This window comes from Streptomyces sp. RLA131, from assembly GCF_056270125.1.
The window spans coordinates 7,922,057-7,942,957 of record NZ_JBWDOQ010000002.1 but is presented as its reverse complement, the minus strand read 5'-3'; the positions used below and the strand labels follow the sequence as shown (position 1 = coordinate 7,942,957).

The window sequence follows — 20,901 nt, the reverse complement described above, 5'->3', positions numbered from 1 at the left end:
TCCAAACGTCACGGACAGGAGTCAAGCGTCGAATACCGACTGGTAACTTATGGGGTGCGGCATAGAACATGCAAGAGATCCGGGACCGGGGCGGACCAGGTCCGGGCGTTTCAGGCGCGCTCGGCGGCGAAGGGGCCGCCGGGACCGAAGGCCAGGGCGGCGAAGCGTTCACCGATTCGGCGGTGCGTGGCGGCGTCCGGGTGGAGCCGGTCGGGCAGCGGCAGTTCGGCGAAGTCCGCCTCGCCGTAGAGGTCGCGGCCGTCGAGGTAGTGCAGCTGGGGGTCGTCGGCCGCCCGCTGCTTCACGATGCGGGAGAGTACGTCCCGGATGACGTCGAGGGTCAGCTTCCCGGTGGCCCGCTCCGCGGGGTCGCCCGCCGCCCGGAACCGGAGCCTTCCCGCGCCGAGGTCGCTGAAGTCCGGGGCGCTGGGGCCGGGGGTGTCCTCGTGGATGGGACACAGGATGGGCGAGACGACCAGGAGCGGAGTGGTGGGGTGGCCCTCGCGGATGGTGTCGAGGAAGCCGTGCACCGCGGGACCGAAGGCGCGCAGGCGCATCAGGTCGGCGTTGACGAGGTTGATGCCGATCTTGACGCTGATCAGGTCCGCGGGGGTGTCGCGCAGGGCGCGGGCGGTGAACGGGTCGAGCAGGGCACTGCCGCCCAGGCCCAGGTTGGTCAGTTCCACGCCGCCGAGGGCGCCTGCCAGCGCGGGCCAGGTCGTGCTGGGGCTCGCGGCGTCGGAGCCCTGGCTGATCGAACTGCCGTGGTGCAGCCACTTCTTGCGGCCCTCGTCCGGCAGGGGCTCGACGGGGGCGTCGGTGCGCAGCTCGACCAGTTCGGTGATCTCGTTGTACGGCAGCCAGATCTCGACGTCCTTGACGCGGTCGGGGAGGCCGGCGAACCGCACAGTGCCGACCGGGCCGGGCCGGGTCTCCGCGGTCCCGGTGGTCATGTCCACCATCAGGACGTTGCCGCCGGTCACGCCGGCCTGCCCGGCCGGCCGGCCGTCGACCAGCAGGTCGTACACGCCGTCGGGGCGGGGCGGGGCACCCTGGTAGACGTTCTTGGTACGGAGTGCGTCCAGCTCGACGACGGTGGCCCGGGTGCGGAACACCAGCCGTACGCCGGAGGGCTGGGCCTCCGCCATGGCCAGCTGCCCGTCGGCGCACTGCGCGCGGGCCCGGGCGGGCAGCCGGTGCGGCAGCACCCCGTGTTCGGTGCGCTCCAGATCCAGGGCACCGCGCAGGAGGTCCGTGGTGATGGGCGTGGTGATCCGGTCCGTCGCCGTGGCCGCCGCGGGCGCGCCGGGGACCTCGGGGACGTCGTCGAGCCGCTCGTTCATGACGGCATTCTGCTGGCCGGAGCCTCATCCTCCGAATGGTTTTCCGCCCGCCCCCTGGCGGCTGTCGACCCTCGGCCCTCGGCCGCCGGCCCGTCCCCGGCGATACGCCGCCGATGACTTCAGCCGGCCCGTTTCTGTGGAGAGCCACGAAGATCACCGCGCAGCTGTTCATCTCGCTCGACGGCGTCGTGGAGGCGCCCCGACCAGTGGCACTTCCCCTACCTCGACGACGAGATGGGCTCCGCTGCCTGCGCCACGCTCGGCGCGGCCGACACCATGCTCCTGGGCCGTAGGACCTACGACACCTTCGCCGGGGCGTGGCCCGGGCGTGAGGCGGCCGAACTCCGAGCCGCTCCGAGGCGAACTCGTCACAACGGTGGCCGCGCTGAAGAACGAGCCGGGCACCGGACCCGTCGCGATGAGCGGCTCGGTCCGCATCGTCCGTCAGCTGCTGGACGCGGGGCCTCTTCCCGCACATTCCGGACGGGCGCGCTCAATCTGCTCCACGCCCCCGCCATGTCGGCCGCCTGAGCGCTCGTGGATGAACGGCGATGTGATCGCCGGGGGTCAGGAGAGGTGGTCGGCGACGAGTACCGCGAACTCGTCCGGGGTGACGACGCGCACGCCCAGCCCCTCGGCCTTGGTGCGCTTGGAGCCCGCGCCGGCTCCGGCGACCAGGAGCGAGGTGCGCTTGGAGACGCTGGAGGAGGCACGGCCACCGGCGGCTTCGACCAGCTCGTTGACCTGATTACGCGTCAGCTTCTCCAGTGGTCCGGTCATCGCTCCGGTGACGACGACCGCCATGCCCGCCAACGGACCCGCCGCCGGCGCTTCATCGGCATCGGCGCCGATCTCCGGGCCGCCGGCGTCCGTGGCGGCGGGTGGGGTGGCGCCCGGTTCGGTCAGGGTCAGGCCCGCGGCGGCGAGCTTGTCGATGACGCCGCCCAGCTCCGCCAGCTCGGCCACGATCAGCGCCGCCCGTTCCGGACCGACGCCCTCCACCTGCTGCAGGCCCTCCGGGCCCGCCGCGACGATGGCGTCCATGGTCGCGAAGTGGCGGGCGATACGGCGGGACATCGACCGCCCCGTCCCACGGATGCCCAGCGCGCAGAACACCCGGTTCAGCGGCTTGTCCTTCGCCGCCTCGATCGCGGCGAGCAGATTGGTGGTACTGGTCTCCCCCATCCGCTCCAGTGACAGCAACTGCTCACGGGTGAGGGTGAACAGGTCGGCCACATCGGCGACCAGACCGGCGTCGACCAGCTGCACCACCCGGGTGGTGCCCAGACCCTCGATGTCGAGCTGGTCGCGGCCCGCCGCGTAACCGAGGGAGGCGGTCAGACGGCAGGCGCGGCCGCGCACACACCGCCACCGCTGCTCGGAGGTGTCGATGGCGTCCCCGCAGTGCGGGCAGGCCTGCGGGAAGACGATCGGCGTCTCGTCGCCGGTGCGCAGCTGCACCACGGGGGCTTCGACGCGGGGGATGATGTCGCCGGCCTTGTGCACCATCACCTGGTCGCCTATGCGCAGGTCGCGGCGGGTGATGTCTGCGGGGTTGTGGAGGGTGGCGTAGGTGACGGTGGAGCCGTCGATCTCGACCGGCTCCAGGACCGCACGCGGAGCGATGATCCCGGTGCGCCCGACCGCCCACTCCACCTCCAGCAGCCGGGTGACCTTCTCGACGGCCGGGAGCTTGTAGGCGATGGCCCAGCGCGGCGCCCGCGAACCGGAGCCGGCGGCCTGCTGGTCGGCGGCCGCGTCGGCCTTGATGACGATCCCGTCGATCCCGAACGGCAGCCCGGCGCGCAGCGCCGCGATCTCCTCCACCCGGGCCTGTACCTCCTCCACCGTGGCCGCGGTTCGTCCTGGCACCTGTGTCTCCGCCGTGGTCTGCACGCCGAGCGAGGCGACGTAGGCGGTCAACTCGCTGTGCGCGAGGCCGGACAGACGCTCCACGGGCGGGGCATCGGTGCCGGCGGGCTCGGGCAGGGGCAGGGCCGTGGGAAGGGGCAGGGGCAGGCAGCCGTAGGCGAAGAACGTCATCTCCAGCCGGTACGCGCGGTCCTTGGCCCGCAAGGTGCCCGCGGCGCCGTTGCGCGGGTTGGCGAAAGGCGGGGCACCGTGGGCGGCGCGCACCGTGTTCGCCTGCTCGAACTGCTCGGCGGTCATCAGGATCTCACCGCGCACCTCCAGATCGGCGGGCTCGGCCAGCCGCTCCGGCAGTCCGCTGACCGTCCCGGCAGCGTGTGAGACGTCCTCACCGGCCGTTCCGTCCCCGCGGGTGATCAGCTGGACCAGCCTCCCCGCGCGGTAACGGGCGGCGACCGCCAGGCCGTCGAGCTTCGGCTCCACACTCCACGCCGTCACCGGCCGGCCGATCCGCCGCTCCAGCGAAGCGGCCCACGTGGCGAACTGTTCGGCGGAGAACACATTGTCCAGACTCAGCATCGGCCAGCTGTGCGGCACATCGCCCTGCGCGGCGCCCCCGGCGACCTTCCCCGTCGGGGAGGCGGGCAGCACCTGCTCGGGGTGCGCGTCCTCCCAGACCGTGATCGCCCGCACCAGCCGGTCGTACGCGTCGTCGTCGAGCGCGCTGTCCCCACCCGCGTAGTAGGCGGCAGCGGCCCGCACCGCGGCCTCGACCGCCTCCGCGTAGGCGAGGCCGTCGGCAATCACAACATCAGTGGTCGTCATGCCGCCATCGTGCCCCCCACCACTGACAATCCCCGGGACCAAGGGCTCCGGGCCGTGGAATGACCGCGGTTTGCGGGCGGGAGGCGTCCGCGCCGGAAAGGACGGGACACCGGCATGCCGGACGGCTGGGAGTGGGACGACACGCTGTTCCTGGGGTCGGCCCCCTATTACCGGCGCGGGAGGCTCCCGTACGCGGTCGGGCTCCCGGACGTACTCGCCGAGACCCTCGCGCTCGACGGCCGGGGGCGGCTGATCGACGTGGGATGCGGACCGGGCACCCTCGCCCTGGACCTGGCGCACCTGTTCGGCGAGGTCGTCGGTGTGGACCCGGACCGCGGGATGCTCGCCGAAGCCGAGCGGCAGGCCGGTGCGGCGGGCCTGTCCGGCAGAACCCGGTGGCTTCGGGCCCGCGCCGAGGAACTCCCCGCCGGCCTCGGGACCTTCACCGTCGCGACCTTCGGCCAGTCCTTCCACTGGATGGACCGCGACCTGGTGGCGTCGGTCATCCTGGGCATGCTCCGGGACGGCGGGGCTCCCGTGCACATCGCGGACCTGAAGACGGAGAGCCGAACCGTCCACGACCTCCGGCCTCCCCCGTCCGACGGTCCCGTACTCCGCGGTCGGTAGCCTCATCAGGCGGTATCTCGGGGCGGAGCGGCGGGCCGGCCGCGGCGTACTCCGGCACGGAACGCCCGGCAACGAGGAAGCCGTGCTCGTCCGCGCGGGGTTCGCCGCTTCCCAGCGGCTGGTCGTGCCCGGCGGGCAGGCGCTGGAACGCACTTGTGAGGATGTCGTCGCCTGGGTGTTCTCACTCTCGTCCTCGGCACCGCACCTGTTCGGCGGGCGCCGTGACGTCTTCGTGGCGGACCTCGACCGGCTGCTCCGTGACGCCTCCCCCTCCGGTCTGTTCTCCGAACGCCTGCCGAGCACCGAGGTCTTCGTCTGGCGCAAGCCGCGACAGGGCGTGTCGCGGGTCCGTGGCCGGCGACCCGTATCCGGGCATCAGCGTTGGTCCTACCCGCAGTTGGACACCACGCGACACCGGGCCGTGCGGTGCGGCCGGCCGGTCCGGTCCGGTCCGGAGGTCTGCCGTGGGGTACGGAGCTCGCTGGACGGTCGCCGTCCTGTCCACGCCGGGCGCCTTCGCGTCCGGCGGTTCGGTCGCATGGCGGGAATGGCAGGATGGGCCGCATGACGACGATCATCGGTGAGGTCGCGGCCGGGTTCGAGCCGGTGCGTGAGGCGTTCGAGGCGAACTTCGCGCAGCACGGTGACATCGGTGCCGCGGTGTGCGTGTACCGGGACGGCCGGCCGGTGGTGGACCTGTGGGGTGGGACCGCAGACCCCGACACCGGTCTGCCGTGGGCGCGGGACACACTGCAGTTGGTCTACTCGGCGACCAAGGGCGCGACCGCGACCGTGGCGCATCTGCTGTCCCAGCGCGGGGCGTTGGACCTGGACGCGCCGGTGGCCGAGTACTGGCCGGAGTTCGGCGCGAACGGCAAGGCGGAGATCCCGGTGCGCTGGCTGTTGTCCCATCAGGCCGGCCTGGCCGCGCTGGACCGACCGGTGCCGCTGGCCGACGCACTGGCCTGGCAGCCGATGGTGGCCGCGCTGGCCGCGCAGCGTCCACTGTGGACCCCGGGTACCGCGCACGGTTACCACGGCCGGACCTATGGCTGGCTGGTCGGCGAGGTCATCCGCCGGGTGTCCGGCCGCACGCCGGGCCGGTTCTTCGCGGACGAGATCGCCGCTCCGCTCGGGGTGGACTTCTTCATCGGGTTGCCTGCGAGTGAGCGCGGCCGGGTCAGCCGGATGGTGTACCAGCAGCCGGACTTCGAGTTCGCCGCCGGGTCGCTGGAGTCGGTTCCCGAGGAGTTCCGCGGGGTGGTGGCCGCCATGCTCGACCCGGACTCATTGGCCAACAGGGCGTTCGCGATAACCGATCCGGCCGGGATCGACTTCAACTCGCCCGAGGTGCAGGCGGCGGAGATCCCGGCGTCCAACGGCATCGGCACCGCGCGCGGCCTGGCGCGGATGTACGCCGCGCTGATCGGCGAGGTGGACGGCGTGCGCCTGTTCACCCCGCAGACCCTGGCCTCGGCAACCAGGGAACAGGCCTTCGGGGCGGACCGGGTGATCGTGCTGCCGACCCGGTTCGGCACCGGATACATGCTGCCCACCGAGACCAACCCGATGACCGGCCCCAACGCCTTCGGCCACCCCGGTCGTGGCGGCTCGCTCGGCTTCGCCGACCCGGAGCACGGCATCGCCTTCGGCTATGTGATGAACCACGTCATCGAGGGCGCTCCCAGCGATGCGCGTGCGGCGACGCTGGTCGACGCGGTGCGGAAGTCGCTGGCTTGACCGACCGCACGGGCAACTCGCGGCACGCGGACGACCCGGGCCGGGCCGTGGCCCGGCGACCCGTGAGCGGACCACCGTCATGGCCCATGATGTGCGGTCCAGACCGAGCAGTCGTGGGCGAAGAGCACACGTCGTGGGTCGAAGTCGGCGAGCCGTTCCAGCCAGTGCGGGTAGGTGGGAAGCGGCGGCTCCACGCCGTCGAGCACAGCCTGCCGGGCCAGCTGGTCCGAGGCGAAGTGGGATGCGAAGTCGTGTGCCTGGCCGGCGAGGACCACCGTGCCGTCGTCCTGCCGGATGACCAGTGACTGATGCCCCTGGGTGTGTCCGGGCGTCGGGATGATCCAGGCTCCCGGCCAGAACTCGGCCTCACCGCTGAGTTCCTCGTAGGCCGCGCCGGGGAAGTCGACGAGCTCATCGATGGTGTGGCCGCCCCGGCGGGCGGTGGCCAGTTCAACGTCCTGGACCAGGATCGGTCTGCCGGCCAGCAGGGGGTTCCCGCCGCAGTGGTCGAAGTGCAGGTGACAGTTCGCCACGAGGGAGATGTCGGCGAGGGTCACCCCGGCCGCCGAGAGCGCGTCCCGCAGTGCCCGGCGGCGGGGCCGGTAGTGCGCCTCGGTCCCGGGGTCCGCGCCGCCGATGCCGGTGTCGAAGAGAATCAGCCCCCGGTCGTGCCGCACCAGATACGCGAGCACGGGTTCGACGCGCGGTCGCGGACCGCCCGTCTCCGACGCGGGCCGGACGAAGTACCCCAGATCAAGCCGACGCACTGCGACGTTCTTCCCCATCCGCCCATCCTGGCAAGGCCGCGAGCCGCCTTCCCGCCGGTTTGCCGACAGCGGAATGCCCTGCGGGTACCCCAGGGGCACCGAGGTCGGAGCCGGACGGTTCCCAGCCATACGGACACCGCGGCGAGCACCGGAAGAACAGCGTGAGGAGCGCGGCGACGAACGGATCCCGCGGTCCGGTCACCGTGCTCATCCTTCGCGTTCCGGGCGTGCTCTGCGTACGGCGTCCAGGTGCCGTGCCTGGCGCCGGACGAGCAGCTCGTCGACGGGTTCGAGGATCCGATCCCACGCGCGTTCAACCTCGGTCGCGCCGAAGGGGGTTCGCGCATAGTCCTGGGCCGCGGCGATCGCTGCGTCGTAGAGGGGCTGGTCTTCCGCGGGCTCGGCCGCGCGCTCTCGCCGGAACCATGTGATCAGCCACGGTATGTCCCTGGACCAGCTCGGGTTCGCCAGGGAACGTGCCCGCAGATAGCCCAGCTGGTCCCACCACCGGCGGCTGTGCCACTTGCGCGAGTTCGCCGGCGGCAGGCCGCGGGGGAGGTCCTTCATGCGGACATCCTGGCCGGTGGGGCCGCCGTCGCGCGACGGGTTTCCTCTCCCTTCCCGGGACGGGCACGGGGCCGGGCGGCGCGGGCCGCTCCGGCCGCAGTAGAGTGTGTGTTCGAATCGCTTCACCCTCGGGTTCACGTGACGGAGGAGCAAGGAGCCCCCGATGACCACGATCCAGCACCCTCTGGCGATCAGTCAGGTGGACGCACGCAGGCTGGCCCTGTCGCGGCAGCACCTGGCCGGTGGCACCCGGCTGCCCCCGGAGGCGGGGAGTGTGCGCACCGTCCTGCGATCGTTGCGCTACCTGCAGCTGGACCCCGTCAACGTCGTGGCCCCGAGCCATGAACTCGTCGTCTGGAGCCGCCTCGGCCCGCAGGCCGGCCCCCATCTCGTCAGTCCGTGGTGGCAGGAACGCCAGCTGTTCGAATACTGGGCCCATGCGGCGGCCATCGTGCTCACCGAGGACTACCCGATCCACCGGGTGTCGATGGACGGCTATCCCCCGCCGAACCTCTCCTTCACCAGGGTCTGGATGGACGCCAACGACCAACTGCGCAAGCACGTACTGCACCGCCTGGCCGAAGGCGCCCCCCTGCCCACCGGCGCCTTCGAGGACCGCTCGGTGATGGAGTGGCCCTCCACCGGCTGGACCGCGGGCCGCAACGTCGAGCGGATGCTGACGTTCCTGTGGCTCCAGGGCAGGATCATGGTGGCCGGCCGCTCGGCGGGGCAGCGGCTGTGGGGGCTCCCGGACACCTGCCTGCCGGCCGACGCGGACCGGGTGGCGCTGCCGCCCCGGGAGATGGTCACCACGACCACGGAGCACACCCTGCGCGCACTCGGGGTCGCCCGCCCCCTGGACATCAAGCAGTACTTCCTTCGCGGCAAGTACCCCGGCCTGGCCGACGTGCTGCGCACCCTCACACAGGAGGGCGGGGTCGTACCGGTGAAGGTCGAGGGGGGAACCTCCCCGTCCGAGACCTGGTACGTGCACGCCGACGCCATGCCCGAACTGGACGCGATCCGCGCGGGCGACTGGCAGGGGCGGACCGCGCTGCTGTCGCCGTTCGACAATCTGATCAACGACCGGCGCCTCACCGAACGGCTGTGGGGCTTCACCTTCCGCAACGAGATGTACGTGCCGAGGGCCAAACGGCAGTACGGCTACTACCTGTTGTCCATCGTGCACGGCGACCGCCTGGTCGGCCGGGCCTCACCTCGTTACGACCGGAACCGGGAAGTCCTGCTGATCGAGGGCCTGTACCTGGAGCCCGACGTCAAGCCGACGGCGGCGCTTCGCGAGGCGGTCACCGGCGAGATAACCGGCCTGGCCGCCTTCCTCGGCGCCAGGGACATCGCGTACGGCGACCGGGTACCCGACCCCTGGCGCTCCAGGCTGCACCGGTCCTGAGCAGCGGGACCAACTCCCCGCTGTCGCACGGCCGTTCATCACCGGACCCAACGGATGCGCACTAGGGCGTGTTGCGAAAGTAGCGCCGTCCGCCCGCAGGGCGGGCTCCGCGGCGTCTGGTGCGTGCGATCGCAAGGCGGAGGGTCGTCCTCGTACTGGACGTACTTGGATGATCCCGACAACGCGGCGAGCGTGCGTGCCAGGCGTCGTGGAGCAGGCGGGACTTTCGCAACACGCCCTAGTCTGCGGTCATGCCGGATCCCGCGCCCTTCGCCGTCCCGACCCGCTTCGAAGCCGATACCGGCCGCGTCGCCCTGATCATCCCGGGCGCCGGCTACTCGCCGGCCCGGCCCCTGCTGCACTTCGCCCGCGCCGTCCTGCTCCAACACGGCTGGACCGTTCAGGAACTGTGGTGGCAGATCCCCGAAGACTTTCGTCAACTCTCCGCGGAAGAGCGGGCGACATGGGTGGAAGGGCAGGTCGGGGCAGCCGTGGATGCCGAGGACGGAGCTTGCCGCCTTCTCGTCGGCAAGTCCCTGGGCTCGCTCGCCGCGGGATTCGCCGCGGATCGGCAGATCCCGGCCGCCTGGCTCACCCCTCTGCTCACCTCGGATCAGGTCGTCCGGTCCCTCGAACGAGCCACAGCGCCGGCCCTTCTCGTCGGCGGGACCGGGGACGAGCTCTGGGACGTCCGGATCGCGCGCGAACTCCCGCACCAGATCCTGGAGATCCCCTCGGCCGACCACGCTCTGGAGATCCCCGACGACGCCGTAGCCTCCGCCGGCCTCCTCCAGCAGGTTGTCTCAAGGCTGGACCGCTTCATCGGCTCGCTGTGAGGCCTCGGCCCCGGTCGCTCACCGCACCCGGCGGCAATCGTCTCCGACGTAATCCAACAGCACTTACATAAGCACTGTTACGATGCGCTCATGGCCGACACTCCCGCACTCGACCCCACCCGGCAGAGCCTCTGGCGGCCACTGCGGCTCCTTCAGGCGTCGATGGACGCCGACATCGCCCGGGTCTACTCCGACGGGCGGGTCAAAGGACTCAAGCCCAGCTTCGTCATGGAGCTGCTCCGGCTCCACGCCGAGGGACCGATGACCATCACGGAACTGGCCGAGTCGGTCGGCCGGACGCATTCGGCTCTCAGCCAGAAGGTGGCCGCGATGCGCGCTGCCGGGTGGGTCCGGACCGTCGCGGGCGACGACGCGCGCAGCAAGAAGGTGACGCTCACCGACAGCGCCCGCGGCATCGTGGGCCGCCTGGCCGCCGAGTGGCGGGCCACCGAGGCCGCGATCGCGGACATCGAGGCCGAGATTCCCTATCCGCTCACCCAGGTCGTGGCCGACATCGAACAGGCCCTGGAACGAAGGAGTTTCCACGACCGCGTCGCCGAGAAACTGGCGGACGATCCGGCATGGGGCTGAGGCACACGCTGCTCGATGTGGCGCCGCTGCGGTCGTCACCACCGTTCCGACGGCTGTGGATCGGGCAGGCCCTCTCCGGGGTCGGCAGCCAGATGACGCTTGTCGCCGTGCTGTTCCAGCTCTGGCAGACCACGAGGAGCACCACGTGGACCGGCGCCCTCGGGCTGGCTCAGGCCGTCCCGCTGATCGCGCTCGGACTCGTCGCCGGATCGCTTGCCGACCGCGTGGACCGGCGGAAGCTCTGTCTGTTCACGACCGGCGGCCAGGCGGCGTGCTCACTCCTGCTCGCGCTCCAGGGCTTTTGGGGGCACCTGCCGGCCGCCGGACTTCTGGCGCTGGTCGCCGCGCAGTCGTGCTTCGTCGCCGGCGGCGGACCGGCCTCACGCACCTTCATCCCGCGACTGCTGCCCAAGGACCAGCTGGCCGCCGGACTGGCACTGAGCCGGACCGCCTTCCAGACCGCGATGCTGACCGGCCCCGCACTGGGCGGCCTGGCCGTGAGCCGGCTGGGTTTCGGCGGCTGCTACCTCATCGACGCGGCCACCTTCGTCGCCGCGTTCCACGGTGCGTTCGGCCTGCCACGGATGAGCCCCGTGGACCAGCCGGCCCGACCCGGCCTGCGCGGTGTGCGGGACGGGCTGGCTTTCCTGGTCAGGACTCCCGTCATTCGCGGAGCGCTGCTCACCGACCTGGCCACCACGGTGCTGTCGATGCCTGTCAGCCTGTTCCCCCTGATCAACGCGGAACGGTTCGGCGACAACCCCCGCACTTTGGGACTGTTCCTCACGGCGACAGCCGTCGGCGGCGTCACCGCGTCCCTGGTCTCCGGGACCTTCGTACGGCTCCCCCGGCCCGGTCTGGTCATGCTCGGCGGATCCGCCACCTGGGGGGTGGCACTCGCGCTGTTCGGTCTGTCGCCCGAGCCGTGGGTCGGGCTGGGCTTCCTGGCTCTGGCCGGCGCCGCCGACACCGTTTCCGTGGTGTCCCGGAGCACCCTCGTGCAGACGCACACCCCGCGCGAGCTGCTCGGCCGTGTCGGCGCCGCCGAGCAGATCGTCGGGCAGGCCGGCCCGGACATCGGCAACCTGCGCGCCGGCCTCCTCGCGGACGTCACATCGGGCACGGCGGCCCTGGTCGGCGGCGGCCTGCTCTGCGTCGGCGCCGTCGTGCTGGTGGGAGCCGGCACACCGGGCCTGCGCCGGGTCTCGGCCACAACTTCGCCCCGGACGGCGCTTACCGGCTCATAGCGGCACGAACTCGACGCTCACGCCCGGTCCTTCGCGTGGCGTCCCGCCTGCTTCAGACGCCGGCCTTCGACAGTGCCTCGAACTCGTCGTCGGTCAGCTCGACGGTCGCGCCGATGAGGTTGTCCTCAAGGTGCGCGACGCTCGACGTGCCCGGGATGGGGAGCATGACCGGGGAGCGCTTGAGGAGCCAGGCGAGGGCGAGCTGCGACGGGGTGGCGTCGTGCTGCTTGGCGAGTTCGGTGAGCGGGCTGCCCTCGCCGGTGAGCCGGCCGGTCGCGAGCGGGAACCAGGGGATGAAGCCGATGCCCTGCTCGGCCGACCAGTCGAGCAGCTCTTCCGAGGAGCGGTCGGTGAGGTTGTAGAGGTTCTGGACGGACACGATCGGCGCGATCTTCCGGGCTGCCTCGGCCTGGGCCACGGTGACCTCGCTGAGGCCGATGTGGCGGATCTTGCCCTCGTCCCGCAGCTTCTTCAGCTCGCCGATCTGGTCCTCGAACGGGGTGTCGGGGTCGATGCGGTGGAGCTGGAACAGGTCGATGCGCTCCACGCGCAGGCGGCGCAGGCTCATCTCGGCCTGCTGGCGCAGGTAGGCGGGGCGGCCGACGGGCGCCCAGAGGTCGGGGCCCTGGCGGGTGAGGCCGGCCTTCGTCGCGATGACGATGTCGTCACCGTAGGGGTGCAGGGCCTCACGCAGAAGGTTCTCGGCGACATCGGGACCGTAACTGTCGGCGGTGTCGAAGAAGTTCACGCCGAGCCCGGCGGCGCGCCTGAGCACACGGACGGCCTCGTCGCGGTCCTTCGGCTCACCCCAGACGCCCTTGCCGGTCAACTGCATCGTGCCGTAGCCGAGACGGTTGATCCGGAGATCGCCGCCGAGGCGGAAGGTGCCGGACGACTCCGCGGGTCGGGCGCTGTCGGTATGGGTGGTCATGTGGAGGTTCGACCTTTCGCGAGTGGTGGTCCGGGCAGCTCCTGCCCTTGGCCGACCGCACCATGCATGGTTGACACTAATGTCAAGGTCGAGCCCTCGCCACGGCGCTGACGCCGCTTCGTTCCGAGGTCGCGGAATCCTGGGCGGGCTGCTGCCCGGCGGGGTCGGAGCCCCGTCGCCGGCGTGGGGAACCCTCGCGCTCGTCACCGTCACCCTCGTCATCACGGTCACCGGGCATCGGCCCGCCTTCCCCGCTCACCGCGCGTGATCCTCAGGGGTGTTGGGGCCCCTCGGGAGCGGCCGGGGCCCGCACGCCTGACGAGGGCCACCGGTGGTGGCACCGGCGGGGATCAGGCCGTATCCGCCGTCGTCATCCAGCGCCACTGGGTGAACTGCTCCAGGTTGGCTGTGCCGCCGATACGGGAGCCGTTGCCCGACGCCCCCATTCCGCCGAAGGGCGCGTTCGCGGCGTCCTTGGCGGACACGTCGTTGAGGTGCACCATGCCGGTGCGCAACTGCCGGGCGAGGGCGGTGGCCCGCCCTACGGAACGGGAGTGCACGGCCGCCACCAGACCGTACTCGGTGTCGTTGGCCATCTCGACGGCCTCCGCGTCGGTGCGGAACGGGACGACGGGGGCCACCGGCCCGAAGATCTCCTCGGTGAAGGCGGGCATGGTCCGCTCGACGCGGTCCAGGACGGTGGGCGGGTAGAACAGCCCGTCGCGGCGCCCGCCGGCCAGCACCCGTGCTCCGGCGGCCACGCTCTCGTCCACGATGCGCTCGATCCTCGCGGCCTGGCGCTCGTCGATGACGGGGCCGAGGGCCACACCCTCCTCGCGGGGGTCACCGACCCGCAGCGCCCCGGCCTGCCCGACCAGGGCTTCGGTGTACGGCTCCACCAGGTCGGCGTGCACCAGATGACGTCCGGCGGCGACGCAGGCCTGCCCCTGATAGCCGAAGGAGCTCATCGCCCCGGCCGCCGCGGCCGCGTCGACGTCCGCGTCGTCGAGTACGACGATCGAGTTCTTGCCGCCCAGTTCCAGGGCCACCCGCTTGAGCCCCTCGCCGCCGGCACGGGCGACCGCCCGCCCGGCGTCGGTGGAACCGGTGAACGCGACCATGGCGACGTGCGGATCGGCCACGACGGCCCGGCCGGTCCCGGCACCTCCGGGCAGAACGTGCAGCAGCCCCTCGGGGAGTCCCGCGTCCTCGAAGAGCCGCGCCACGACGACACCGCCGGACACCGGAGTACGGGGATCGGGCTTGAGCAGGACGGCGTTGCCGAGTACGAGGGCCGGCGCCAGGGCCCGCATGGCGAACAGCAGCGGTGCGTTCCAGGGGTTGATGACGGCGACCACCCCCAGCGGTACCCGCCATGCGTGGCTGGCCTGCCCGGGTCCCGTCGGGCTCAGGATCTCGCCCCGGGGCAGTGACGCCAGCCCGACGGCCTGCGCGAGCTGGCTGAGCCCTGCCGCGATCTCGTAGTCGCCCTTCGCGGGGACGCCTCCGGACTCCCTGACGATCCACTCGCGGACGGCCCCGCTGTGGTCGCGCAGTGCCCGGGCGGCGCGGAGCAGGACCTCGGCGCGCTCCTGGGGCGGCGCCTCGGCCCAGGAGGGCTGTGCCCGGGCGGCCAGTGCCCCGGCCCGGGCGACATCGGCGGGCCCCGCCACCCCCACCTCCGCCAGTGGCTCTCCGGTGGCCGGTTCGTACACCGGCCGGGTCCCGCCCTCGGACCGCCGCCAGCCGCCGCTGTAGATCCGCCCGGCCCATGGGGCCGCGTCGGGCCACGTCCCGTCGCGGGTGACAGTCATGGTGCGGCCCTCCATCTCCGGGCAGCCGATTCGCTCGCCGATCAGTGTGTCCACTGCCTTTTTCCCTCATACCTTTTTCGGTATGTATGTCGCGTGATGTCGGTCATCGGTTGCTCTTGGCCGGGCGGCGGCCCATGGTGGAGAGACCGAGGCGAGGGCGGATGTGCACGATGACGCGATCTGAAGCCGCCGGGGACGACCGGGCGACGTGGTCGGAGGATGCCGTCGCGCAGGCAACCACGGCCACGGCCACAGCCACCGCCACGGCCAGAGCCACCGTGGACCAGCGCGGCATCGTCACCGGTTGGAGCGAGGGAGCGCGCAGACTGCTCGGATACCGGCCCGCGGACGTCCTCGGCCGGGCCGCGAGCCGCTGCTCGCCGAAGAGCCGGCCCCCGGGACACTGCGTTCCCTCCGGACACTGCCACGGTGGAACGGGACCGCGACGCTTCTCCACCGGGACGGCCACCGCCTCACCGTGAACCTGCTGGCCCACCGCCGGGAGCCGGACAGCGAGGACGACGGGGAGGGCGGCGGGGAGGGCGGCGGCCAGGGCGACTGGTTGCTGATGTCCCCCGTGCCCCGCCCCCCGTCGCCCTCCCAGGACGACGCACTGGTGATGTGTGCGTTCGCCCAGTCCCCGTCCACGATGGCGCTGTACGGCACGGACCTGCGGCTGCGGCGGGCGAACGCGGACATGGAACGGGTGATCGGCCTGTCCGAGGAGGCGATGCGGGGGCTGCGCGTGTCGGAGATCGTGGCCGACCCGCAGAGCGAGTGGACGGAAGAGTGCATGCGGCGGGCGCTGGAGACCGGCGAACAGCAGCATCTGCAGCAGGGCCTGCATCTGGCGGGCCATGAGCGCGAGAGCATCTGGGCCGTATCGCTCGTCCCGGTGCGCGACACCGAGGGGGCGGTGCGGGGCGTACTCCTTTCCGCGTACGACGTGACCGAGGAGCACCTGGCCCGGGGCCGGCTGGCCCTGCTCAACGAAGCCAGCCTGCGCATCGGCAGCACCCTGGACCTCGCCCGCACCGCGCAGGAACTCGCCGACGTGGCCATCCCGCAGCTCGCGGACTTCGTCACCGTCGACCTGCTCCCCGCCATCGAAGGCGGCGACGACCCCCGCGCCGGCTCGCCGCCCAGCCCCGTCCGGCTGCGCCGGGTGGCCTACCAGTCCGTCCTGGAGGGCTGCCCGGAGGTCGTGGTGCCGTACGGAACGGTGGCCGCCTATCCGGACGACTCGACTGCGGCGAGGTGTCTGGCCTCCGGACGGCCGCTGATCGAGAACATGAGCGCCCCCGCGCTGGCCCGGGTGGCGGTCCAGACCCCGGACCGGGCCGAGCGGATGCGACGGTACGGCTTTCACTCGGTGCTGGCCGTGCCGATGCGCGCCCGCGGCATCACCCTCGGCGTGGCCACGTTCTCCCGCCACCGGCACCCGGAGCCCTTCGAGCAGGACGACCTGCTCCTGGGTGAGGAGATCACCGCCAGGGCCGCCGTGTGCATCGACAACGCCCGCCGCTACACCCGCGAACGCCGCACCGCCCTGACCCTGCAGCGCAGTCTGCTGCCCCAACGCCTGGCACGGCAGGCCGCCGTCGAGGTCGCCTCCCGCTACTTGCCGGCCAACGCGCGGGCCGGCATCGGCGGCGACTGGTTCGACGTGATCCCGCTGTCCGGCGCGCGGGTCGCCCTCGTCGTCGGCGACGTCGTCGGACACGGCGTCCAGGCCTCGGCGACCATGGGCCGGCTGCGCAGCGCCGTACGTACCCTCGCCGATGTCGACCTCCCGCCCGATGAACTGCTGACCCACCTGGACGACCTCGTCATCCATCTGTCCGGCGAGGCCGACCCCGCGTCCGACACCGCCGGCGGCATCGGCACCACCTGCCTGTACGCCGTCTACGACCCCGTCTCCCGTCGCTGCACGGTGGCCCGCGCGGGCCACCCCGTACCCGCGCTGGTGACCCCGGACGGCGCCGTGGAGTTCCTCGACATCCCCGCGGGCCCGCCCCTGGGGCTGGGCGGCCTGCCCTTCGAGGCCACCGAGATGGAGCTGCCCGAGGGCAGCCTTCTCGCGCTGTACACCGACGGTCTCGTCGAAACCCGTGGCCGCGACATCGACGCGGGCCTCGCCGTGCTCCGTCAGGCGCTGGGCCGGTCGGTTCCCTCCTTGGAGACCACCTGCGACACCGTGCTCCAGGCGCTTCTCCCGGACCGACCCGCCGACGACGTGGCGCTGCTGATAGCGCGTACCCGCGCGCTGGACGCGGCCCATGTCGCGTCCTGGGACGTGCCACCCGACCCCGCCGCTGTCGCCGAGACCCGTAAGAACGCCTGCCGGCAACTGACCGCCTGGGGCCTGGACGAGGCCGCCTTCGTCACCGAGCTGGTGGTCAGCGAACTGGTCACCAACGCCATCCGCTACGGCAGCGTGCCCATCCAGCTCCGGCTGATCCACGACCGCAACCTCATCTGCGAGGTCTCCGACGCCAGCAGCACCGCCCCCCATCTGCGCCGGGCCCGCACCTTCGACGAAGGAGGCCGCGGACTGCTCCTGGTGGCCCAGCTCACCCAGGGCTGGGGTACCCGCCAGACGTACACCGGAAAGACGATCTGGGCCGAACAGGCGCTGCCCGCCGTCTGACGGGCGCCGGCCACGTCGCCCCTCCGCACAGGAGAGTCCGGCCACCGCTTTGACGGACCACGGCGGCGCGCGGCCGTCCGGGAAGCGGGAACGCATCCGGGCCGTGCGCGCGGTGCGTCCTTCCGGCCCGTCCGGGTAGACGGTCAACCGACCGTACCCAACGCCCGGGGAGCGACATGAGCGAGCACTGGTACAAGCGGGCGGTGGTCTACTGCGTCGATGTCGACGCCTTCCAGGACTCCGACGGTGACGGCATCGGAGACCTGCGCGGGCTCGCCGGCCGACTGGACCATGTCAGCCGACTGGGTGCCACCTGCCTGTGGCTCAACCCGATCCACCCCTCGCCGATGCGCGACGGCGGTTACGACGTCTGCGACCACTACGGGATCCACCCGCGGCTGGGCAGCCTCGGCGACTTCGCCGACCTGCTGCGACTGGCCGCCGACCGGGGCATCCGCGTGATCATGGATCTGGTCGTCAACCACACCTCGGACCAGCACCCCTGGTTCCGTTCCGCGGTCAGCGACCCGCAATCCCCCTACCGGGACTGGTACATCTGGTCCCAGGACGAGCCCGCCGACCGCCGCCAGGGCATGGTCTTCCCGGGTGAGCAGGACGAGACCTGGACCTGGTCGAAGGAGGCGGGGGCCTGGTACTACCACCGCTTCTACGACTGCGAGCCGGACCTGAACATCGCCAACCCGGCGGTCCGCGAGGAGATCAAGCGGATCGTCGGCTTCTGGGCACAACTGGGCGTCTCCGGCTTCCGCATGGACGCCGCGCCCTTCGTGATCGAGCTGACCCGTCCCGACGAGCCGGACCTGCCGGAGGACTGGGGCTTCCTGACCGAACTGCGGGAGCACCTGTCCTGGATCCGCGGGGACGCGGTGATCCTGGCCGAGGCCAATGTGGAGCCCGCGCGGCTGCCGGAGTTCTTCGGCGACTCCGGTGGCTCGGGCGACCGGGTGCACCTGATGTTCGACTTCGAGCTCAACGGGCAGTTCCTGCTCGCCCTGGCCCGGGGCGAGGCCGCACCCGTCGCCGAGGTGCTGCGCGGCTCCCCGCCGATACCCCGGTCCGCCCAGTGGGCGACCTTTCTGCGGATGCACGACGAGGCGGACCTCAGCCGGCTCACGGACGAAGAGCGCGGGGACGTCTTCGCCGTCTTCGGCCCCGAGCCGGAGATGCGGCTCTACGGACGCGGCATCCGGCGCCGGCTGGCCCCGATGCTCGACGGCGACCCCCGGCGCCTGCGGCTCGCGTACGCCCTGATGCTCGCGCTGCGCGGGACTCCCGTACTGCGCTACGGGGAGGAGATCGGCATGGGCGACGACCTCGACCTGCCCGGCCGCGAGGCCCTCCGCACCCCGATGCAGTGGTCCGCGCACCGCGGTGGCGGCTTCAGCACCGCCCCGAAACTCGGCAACGCGGCCCAGCTCATCCGTCGCGGCCCGTACGGCTACAAGCACGTCAACGTCACCGACCAGCGCCGCGACCCCGACTCCCTGCTGACCTTCCTGGAACGGGCGATCCGCATGCTGCGCGAATGCCCCGAGGTGGGCGAGGGCGGCTGCGACGTCCTCGATGTGCCGCTGCCCACCTCGGTGCTCGCGCACCGCGCCGACTCCCCCGCCGGCGCGGTGCTCTTCCTGCACAACCTGGCCGACCACGAGGTCATCCTGGACCTCGGCCGCCAGCCCGGCACCGGGCCCGATTTCGGTGAGGTCTTCGGCGACCAGTCATACGAAGAACCGGAACCCGAGCTGCGCGGGCTGCGCCTGGGCGGCTACGGGTTCCGGTGGATCCGGTTGAACCGGCAGGTGGGATGACCCCTGTCCGGCAACGCCTGTGCAACGCCGCCCTGTTCAACGCCGCATGACTCGCGCGGCCCTGTTCAACGCCGCATGACTCGCGCGGCCACGAGCGAGCCGCCGACCGCGCCCAGTGCCAGCGCGGCCAGCACGCCGTGGTGCTGCGACGCCCACAACTGGTAACTGCGCGAGCTCGACCGCCCGTCGAAGCGCCCGTGCGCCCCCTCGTCCACCGCCGCGTCCACCGGGTTCCAGAGATTCGACGGGCTGTCGGCGGGCTGCGCCTCCTTGTCCTGCTGCGAGGCGTAGCCGGTCCGGGCCAGATACCGGTCCAGCAGGCCCGGTACGACGGCGTTGGCGAGCAGTGTCGCGGCCGTACTGCCGCCCACCCAGTACTCGCGACGGTCCGGGTGATCCGCCGCGTACAGCACGGCGCGGGCCGCCACCTCCGGCTGGTAGATCGGCGGGACGGGCTGCGCCCGGCGCGGCAGCCGTGACAGCGCCCAGTCGAACTGCGGAGTGTTCACCGCGGGCAACTGCACCATCGTCACCCGCACATCCGTACCGGAGTGCAGCAGCTCGCAGCGCAACGCCTCGTGCCACCCCTGGATGGCGTGCTTGGCCCCGCTGTAGGCGCTCTGCAACGGGATGCCACGGTAGGCGAGCGCCGAGCCCACCTGCACGATCGTGCCCCGTCCCCGGGGCAGCATCCGCTCCAGGGCGGCCCGGGTGGCGTAGACGTATCCGAGGTAGGTGACCTCGGTGACGCGCCGGAACTCGTCCGGCTTGATCTCCATGAACGGGGCGAAGACGGAGGTGAAGGCGTCGTTCACCCACACGTCGACCGGGCCGAGCTCCTTCTCCACCTGTTCGGCCGCGGCCGCCACGGCCTGCGGGTCCGCCATGTCCACCGCCACCGCGAAGGCCTCCGCCCCCAGGTCGAGCACCTCCTGCCGGGCGGCTGCCAGACCTTCCTCACCGCGCGCGAGCAGTGCCACCCGATCCCCACGGGCGGCGAACGCGCGGACCACCGCCCGGCCGATGCCACCCGTCGCACCCGTGACGACGACCGTGCGGACCCCGGTTTCTGCGTACTGACGGGCCATCTCCCCTGCCTCCTGCGGTAGTTGCGTGCCTTCCCGCGCGTCTACCCCCGACCGGCCGGTCCACGCTGCCCCCGCGGTCCACGCGGTGAATTCCGGCGGTATTCCGTTTCTCCTCGGACGCATGATGTTCTCCGGGCCGGGAAGACGAGCCCGCAGATCGGGTCACGGTCGTTGTTCTCGTAATGCGAGAACAGACAGTGTGCATCGGGAAATGATGGGTACGCGATCCGATGGGAGACACCCGCGGAATTGCGCGGGCCGGTTTTCTCGATATTCGTGCACCGCAAAGGAAGGGTTTTCATGACTGACAGCGTGTGGGATTACCAGGCAGCGTCGGGTCACCAGGCGGGGACGGACCTGACCGGATTCAAGGTCGAGGCGATCGACGGCAGCATCGGCAAGGTCGACAAGCACTCCGATGACGTCGGTGCCGCCCACATAGTCGTCGACACCGGTGTGTGGATCTTCGGCAAGCATGTGCTGCTGCCCGTCGGTACGATCTCCTCCATCGACGTCGCCGAGCAGCGGATCTACGTCGACCGCACCAAGGACGAGATCAAGAACTCCCCCGAGTTCGACAAGGACAAGCACGCCGGCGACGCCGGCTACCACGAGCAGGTCGGCGGCTACTACGGGACGCCCCACGCCTGACCCACGCTCCGTACAAGCGCTGTGGCCGACACCGGGGTCCCACCGGTGCCGGCCACGCGCTGTGCCCGGCCGCCTGACCGTCCTGGCCCGAGGGACCATCCGCGTGTCGCCGCGA

The 20,901-nt window shown here is 71.8% G+C and carries 14 protein-coding genes and 3 pseudogenes; 10 read left to right on the top strand and 7 right to left on the bottom strand.

The features are described from left to right. Nucleotides 1-110: 110 nt before the first annotated feature. A complete protein-coding gene (locus RWE79_RS36800) occupies nt 111-1,343 on the bottom strand; it encodes a GDSL-type esterase/lipase family protein (protein WP_475944741.1) in 1,233 nt (410 codons plus the stop codon). Nucleotides 1,344-1,456: 113 nt separating this feature from the next. Between RWE79_RS36800 and RWE79_RS36795 the strand changes: the two are divergent. Beyond that, a pseudogene (locus RWE79_RS36795) lies at nt 1,457-1,812 on the top strand (dihydrofolate reductase family protein); the annotation flags it as partial. Between the two features lie 98 nt (nt 1,813-1,910). Here RWE79_RS36795 and ligA read toward each other — a convergent pair. Further along, nucleotides 1,911-4,037: an NAD-dependent DNA ligase LigA gene (ligA, locus tag RWE79_RS36790; RefSeq protein ID WP_475944739.1), complete on the bottom strand. Its 2,127-nt coding sequence runs from the start codon at nt 4,035-4,037 to the stop codon at nt 1,911-1,913. A 114-nt stretch (nt 4,038-4,151) separates the two neighbouring features. Here ligA and RWE79_RS36785 point away from each other — a divergent pair. Continuing rightward, a pseudogene (locus RWE79_RS36785) lies at nt 4,152-4,989 on the top strand (class I SAM-dependent methyltransferase); the annotation flags it as partial. Nucleotides 4,990-5,228: 239 nt separating this feature from the next. Beyond that, complete coding sequence (locus RWE79_RS36780) at nt 5,229-6,404, top strand: serine hydrolase domain-containing protein (protein ID WP_475944737.1); 1,176 nt, start codon at nt 5,229-5,231, stop codon at nt 6,402-6,404. Nucleotides 6,405-6,481: 77 nt separating this feature from the next. Here the strand turns inward: RWE79_RS36780 and RWE79_RS36775 are convergent, their stop codons facing one another. Further along, nucleotides 6,482-7,189: an N-acyl homoserine lactonase family protein gene (locus tag RWE79_RS36775; RefSeq protein ID WP_475944735.1), complete on the bottom strand. Its 708-nt coding sequence runs from the start codon at nt 7,187-7,189 to the stop codon at nt 6,482-6,484. A gap of 189 nt (nt 7,190-7,378) precedes the next feature. After that, on the bottom strand, nt 7,379-7,738 hold the full coding sequence (locus RWE79_RS36770; protein ID WP_475944733.1) for a hypothetical protein: 360 nt from the start codon (nt 7,736-7,738) through the stop codon (nt 7,379-7,381). 163 nt (nt 7,739-7,901) lie between these two features. Between RWE79_RS36770 and RWE79_RS36765 the strand changes: the two genes are divergently transcribed. The 4 genes from RWE79_RS36765 to RWE79_RS36750 all read left to right on the top strand — a co-directional run bounded on the left by RWE79_RS36765 (nt 7,902) and on the right by RWE79_RS36750 (nt 11,823). After that, the gene (locus RWE79_RS36765; protein ID WP_475944731.1) at nt 7,902-9,149 is read left to right on the top strand and encodes a winged helix-turn-helix domain-containing protein; all 1,248 of its coding nucleotides are present in this window, start codon (nt 7,902-7,904) and stop codon (nt 9,147-9,149) included. 251 nt (nt 9,150-9,400) lie between these two features. Then, nucleotides 9,401-9,985, top strand: a complete 585-nt coding sequence (locus RWE79_RS36760) for an alpha/beta hydrolase (protein ID WP_475944729.1) — start codon at nt 9,401-9,403, stop codon at nt 9,983-9,985. Nucleotides 9,986-10,075: 90 nt separating this feature from the next. Further along, entirely contained in the window at nt 10,076-10,576 is a 501-nt protein-coding gene (locus RWE79_RS36755) for a MarR family winged helix-turn-helix transcriptional regulator (RefSeq protein ID WP_475944727.1), read from the top strand. After that, a complete protein-coding gene (locus tag RWE79_RS36750; protein WP_475944725.1) occupies nt 10,567-11,823 on the top strand; it encodes an MFS transporter in 1,257 nt (418 codons plus the stop codon). Before RWE79_RS36755 ends, RWE79_RS36750 begins: the two co-directional genes overlap by 10 nt. A gap of 52 nt (nt 11,824-11,875) precedes the next feature. Here RWE79_RS36750 and RWE79_RS36745 read toward each other — a convergent pair whose 3' ends face one another. Both RWE79_RS36745 and RWE79_RS36740 read right to left on the bottom strand, forming a co-directional pair. Next, nucleotides 11,876-12,754: an aldo/keto reductase gene (locus RWE79_RS36745; RefSeq protein WP_475944723.1), complete on the bottom strand. Its 879-nt coding sequence runs from the start codon at nt 12,752-12,754 to the stop codon at nt 11,876-11,878. A gap of 350 nt (nt 12,755-13,104) precedes the next feature. Further along, nucleotides 13,105-14,568 carry a benzaldehyde dehydrogenase gene (locus RWE79_RS36740; protein ID WP_475946343.1) on the bottom strand — a complete coding sequence of 488 codons (1,464 nt, stop codon included), beginning with the start codon at nt 14,566-14,568 and terminating at the stop codon, nt 13,105-13,107. A gap of 170 nt (nt 14,569-14,738) precedes the next feature. On the opposite strand from RWE79_RS36740, the pseudogene RWE79_RS36735 reads away from it, so the two are divergent. Together RWE79_RS36735 and RWE79_RS36730 are read left to right on the top strand one after the other, a co-directional pair. Next, nucleotides 14,739-17,218, top strand: a pseudogene (locus RWE79_RS36735) (SpoIIE family protein phosphatase). Between the two features lie 176 nt (nt 17,219-17,394). Continuing rightward, nucleotides 17,395-19,047, top strand: coding sequence for an alpha-amylase family protein (locus RWE79_RS36730; protein ID WP_475944721.1), 1,653 nt, complete (start codon nt 17,395-17,397; stop codon nt 19,045-19,047). 65 nt (nt 19,048-19,112) lie between these two features. Here RWE79_RS36730 and RWE79_RS36725 read toward each other — a convergent pair whose 3' ends face one another. Beyond that, entirely contained in the window at nt 19,113-20,135 is a 1,023-nt protein-coding gene (locus RWE79_RS36725) for an SDR family oxidoreductase (RefSeq protein ID WP_475944719.1), read from the bottom strand. Between the two features lie 300 nt (nt 20,136-20,435). Between RWE79_RS36725 and RWE79_RS36720 the strand changes: the two genes are divergently transcribed. Continuing rightward, a complete protein-coding gene (locus RWE79_RS36720) occupies nt 20,436-20,786 on the top strand; it encodes a PRC-barrel domain-containing protein (RefSeq protein WP_475944717.1) in 351 nt (116 codons plus the stop codon). Nucleotides 20,787-20,901 lie beyond the last annotated feature (115 nt).

Bases quoted from the DNA above. Each gene is read 5' to 3' on its own strand.
- RWE79_RS36770 (WP_475944733.1), bottom strand. From the start codon at position 7,738: ATGAAGGACCTCCCCCGCGGCCTGCCGCCGGCGAACTCGCGCAAGTGG.
- RWE79_RS36740 (WP_475946343.1), bottom strand. From the start codon at position 14,568: ATGACTGTCACCCGCGACGGGACGTGGCCCGACGCGGCCCCATGGGCC.
- RWE79_RS36755 (WP_475944727.1), top strand. From the start codon at position 10,076: ATGGCCGACACTCCCGCACTCGACCCCACCCGGCAGAGCCTCTGGCGG.
- RWE79_RS36750 (WP_475944725.1), top strand. From the start codon at position 10,567: ATGGGGCTGAGGCACACGCTGCTCGATGTGGCGCCGCTGCGGTCGTCA.
- RWE79_RS36720 (WP_475944717.1), top strand. From the start codon at position 20,436: ATGACTGACAGCGTGTGGGATTACCAGGCAGCGTCGGGTCACCAGGCG.
- ligA (WP_475944739.1), bottom strand. From the start codon at position 4,037: ATGACGACCACTGATGTTGTGATTGCCGACGGCCTCGCCTACGCGGAG.
- RWE79_RS36765 (WP_475944731.1), top strand. From the start codon at position 7,902: ATGACCACGATCCAGCACCCTCTGGCGATCAGTCAGGTGGACGCACGC.
- RWE79_RS36725 (WP_475944719.1), bottom strand. From the start codon at position 20,135: ATGGCCCGTCAGTACGCAGAAACCGGGGTCCGCACGGTCGTCGTCACG.
- RWE79_RS36800 (WP_475944741.1), bottom strand. From the start codon at position 1,343: ATGAACGAGCGGCTCGACGACGTCCCCGAGGTCCCCGGCGCGCCCGCG.
- RWE79_RS36745 (WP_475944723.1), bottom strand. From the start codon at position 12,754: ATGACCACCCATACCGACAGCGCCCGACCCGCGGAGTCGTCCGGCACC.
- RWE79_RS36780 (WP_475944737.1), top strand. From the start codon at position 5,229: ATGACGACGATCATCGGTGAGGTCGCGGCCGGGTTCGAGCCGGTGCGT.
- RWE79_RS36775 (WP_475944735.1), bottom strand. From the start codon at position 7,189: ATGGGGAAGAACGTCGCAGTGCGTCGGCTTGATCTGGGGTACTTCGTC.
- RWE79_RS36730 (WP_475944721.1), top strand. From the start codon at position 17,395: ATGAGCGAGCACTGGTACAAGCGGGCGGTGGTCTACTGCGTCGATGTC.
- RWE79_RS36760 (WP_475944729.1), top strand. From the start codon at position 9,401: ATGCCGGATCCCGCGCCCTTCGCCGTCCCGACCCGCTTCGAAGCCGAT.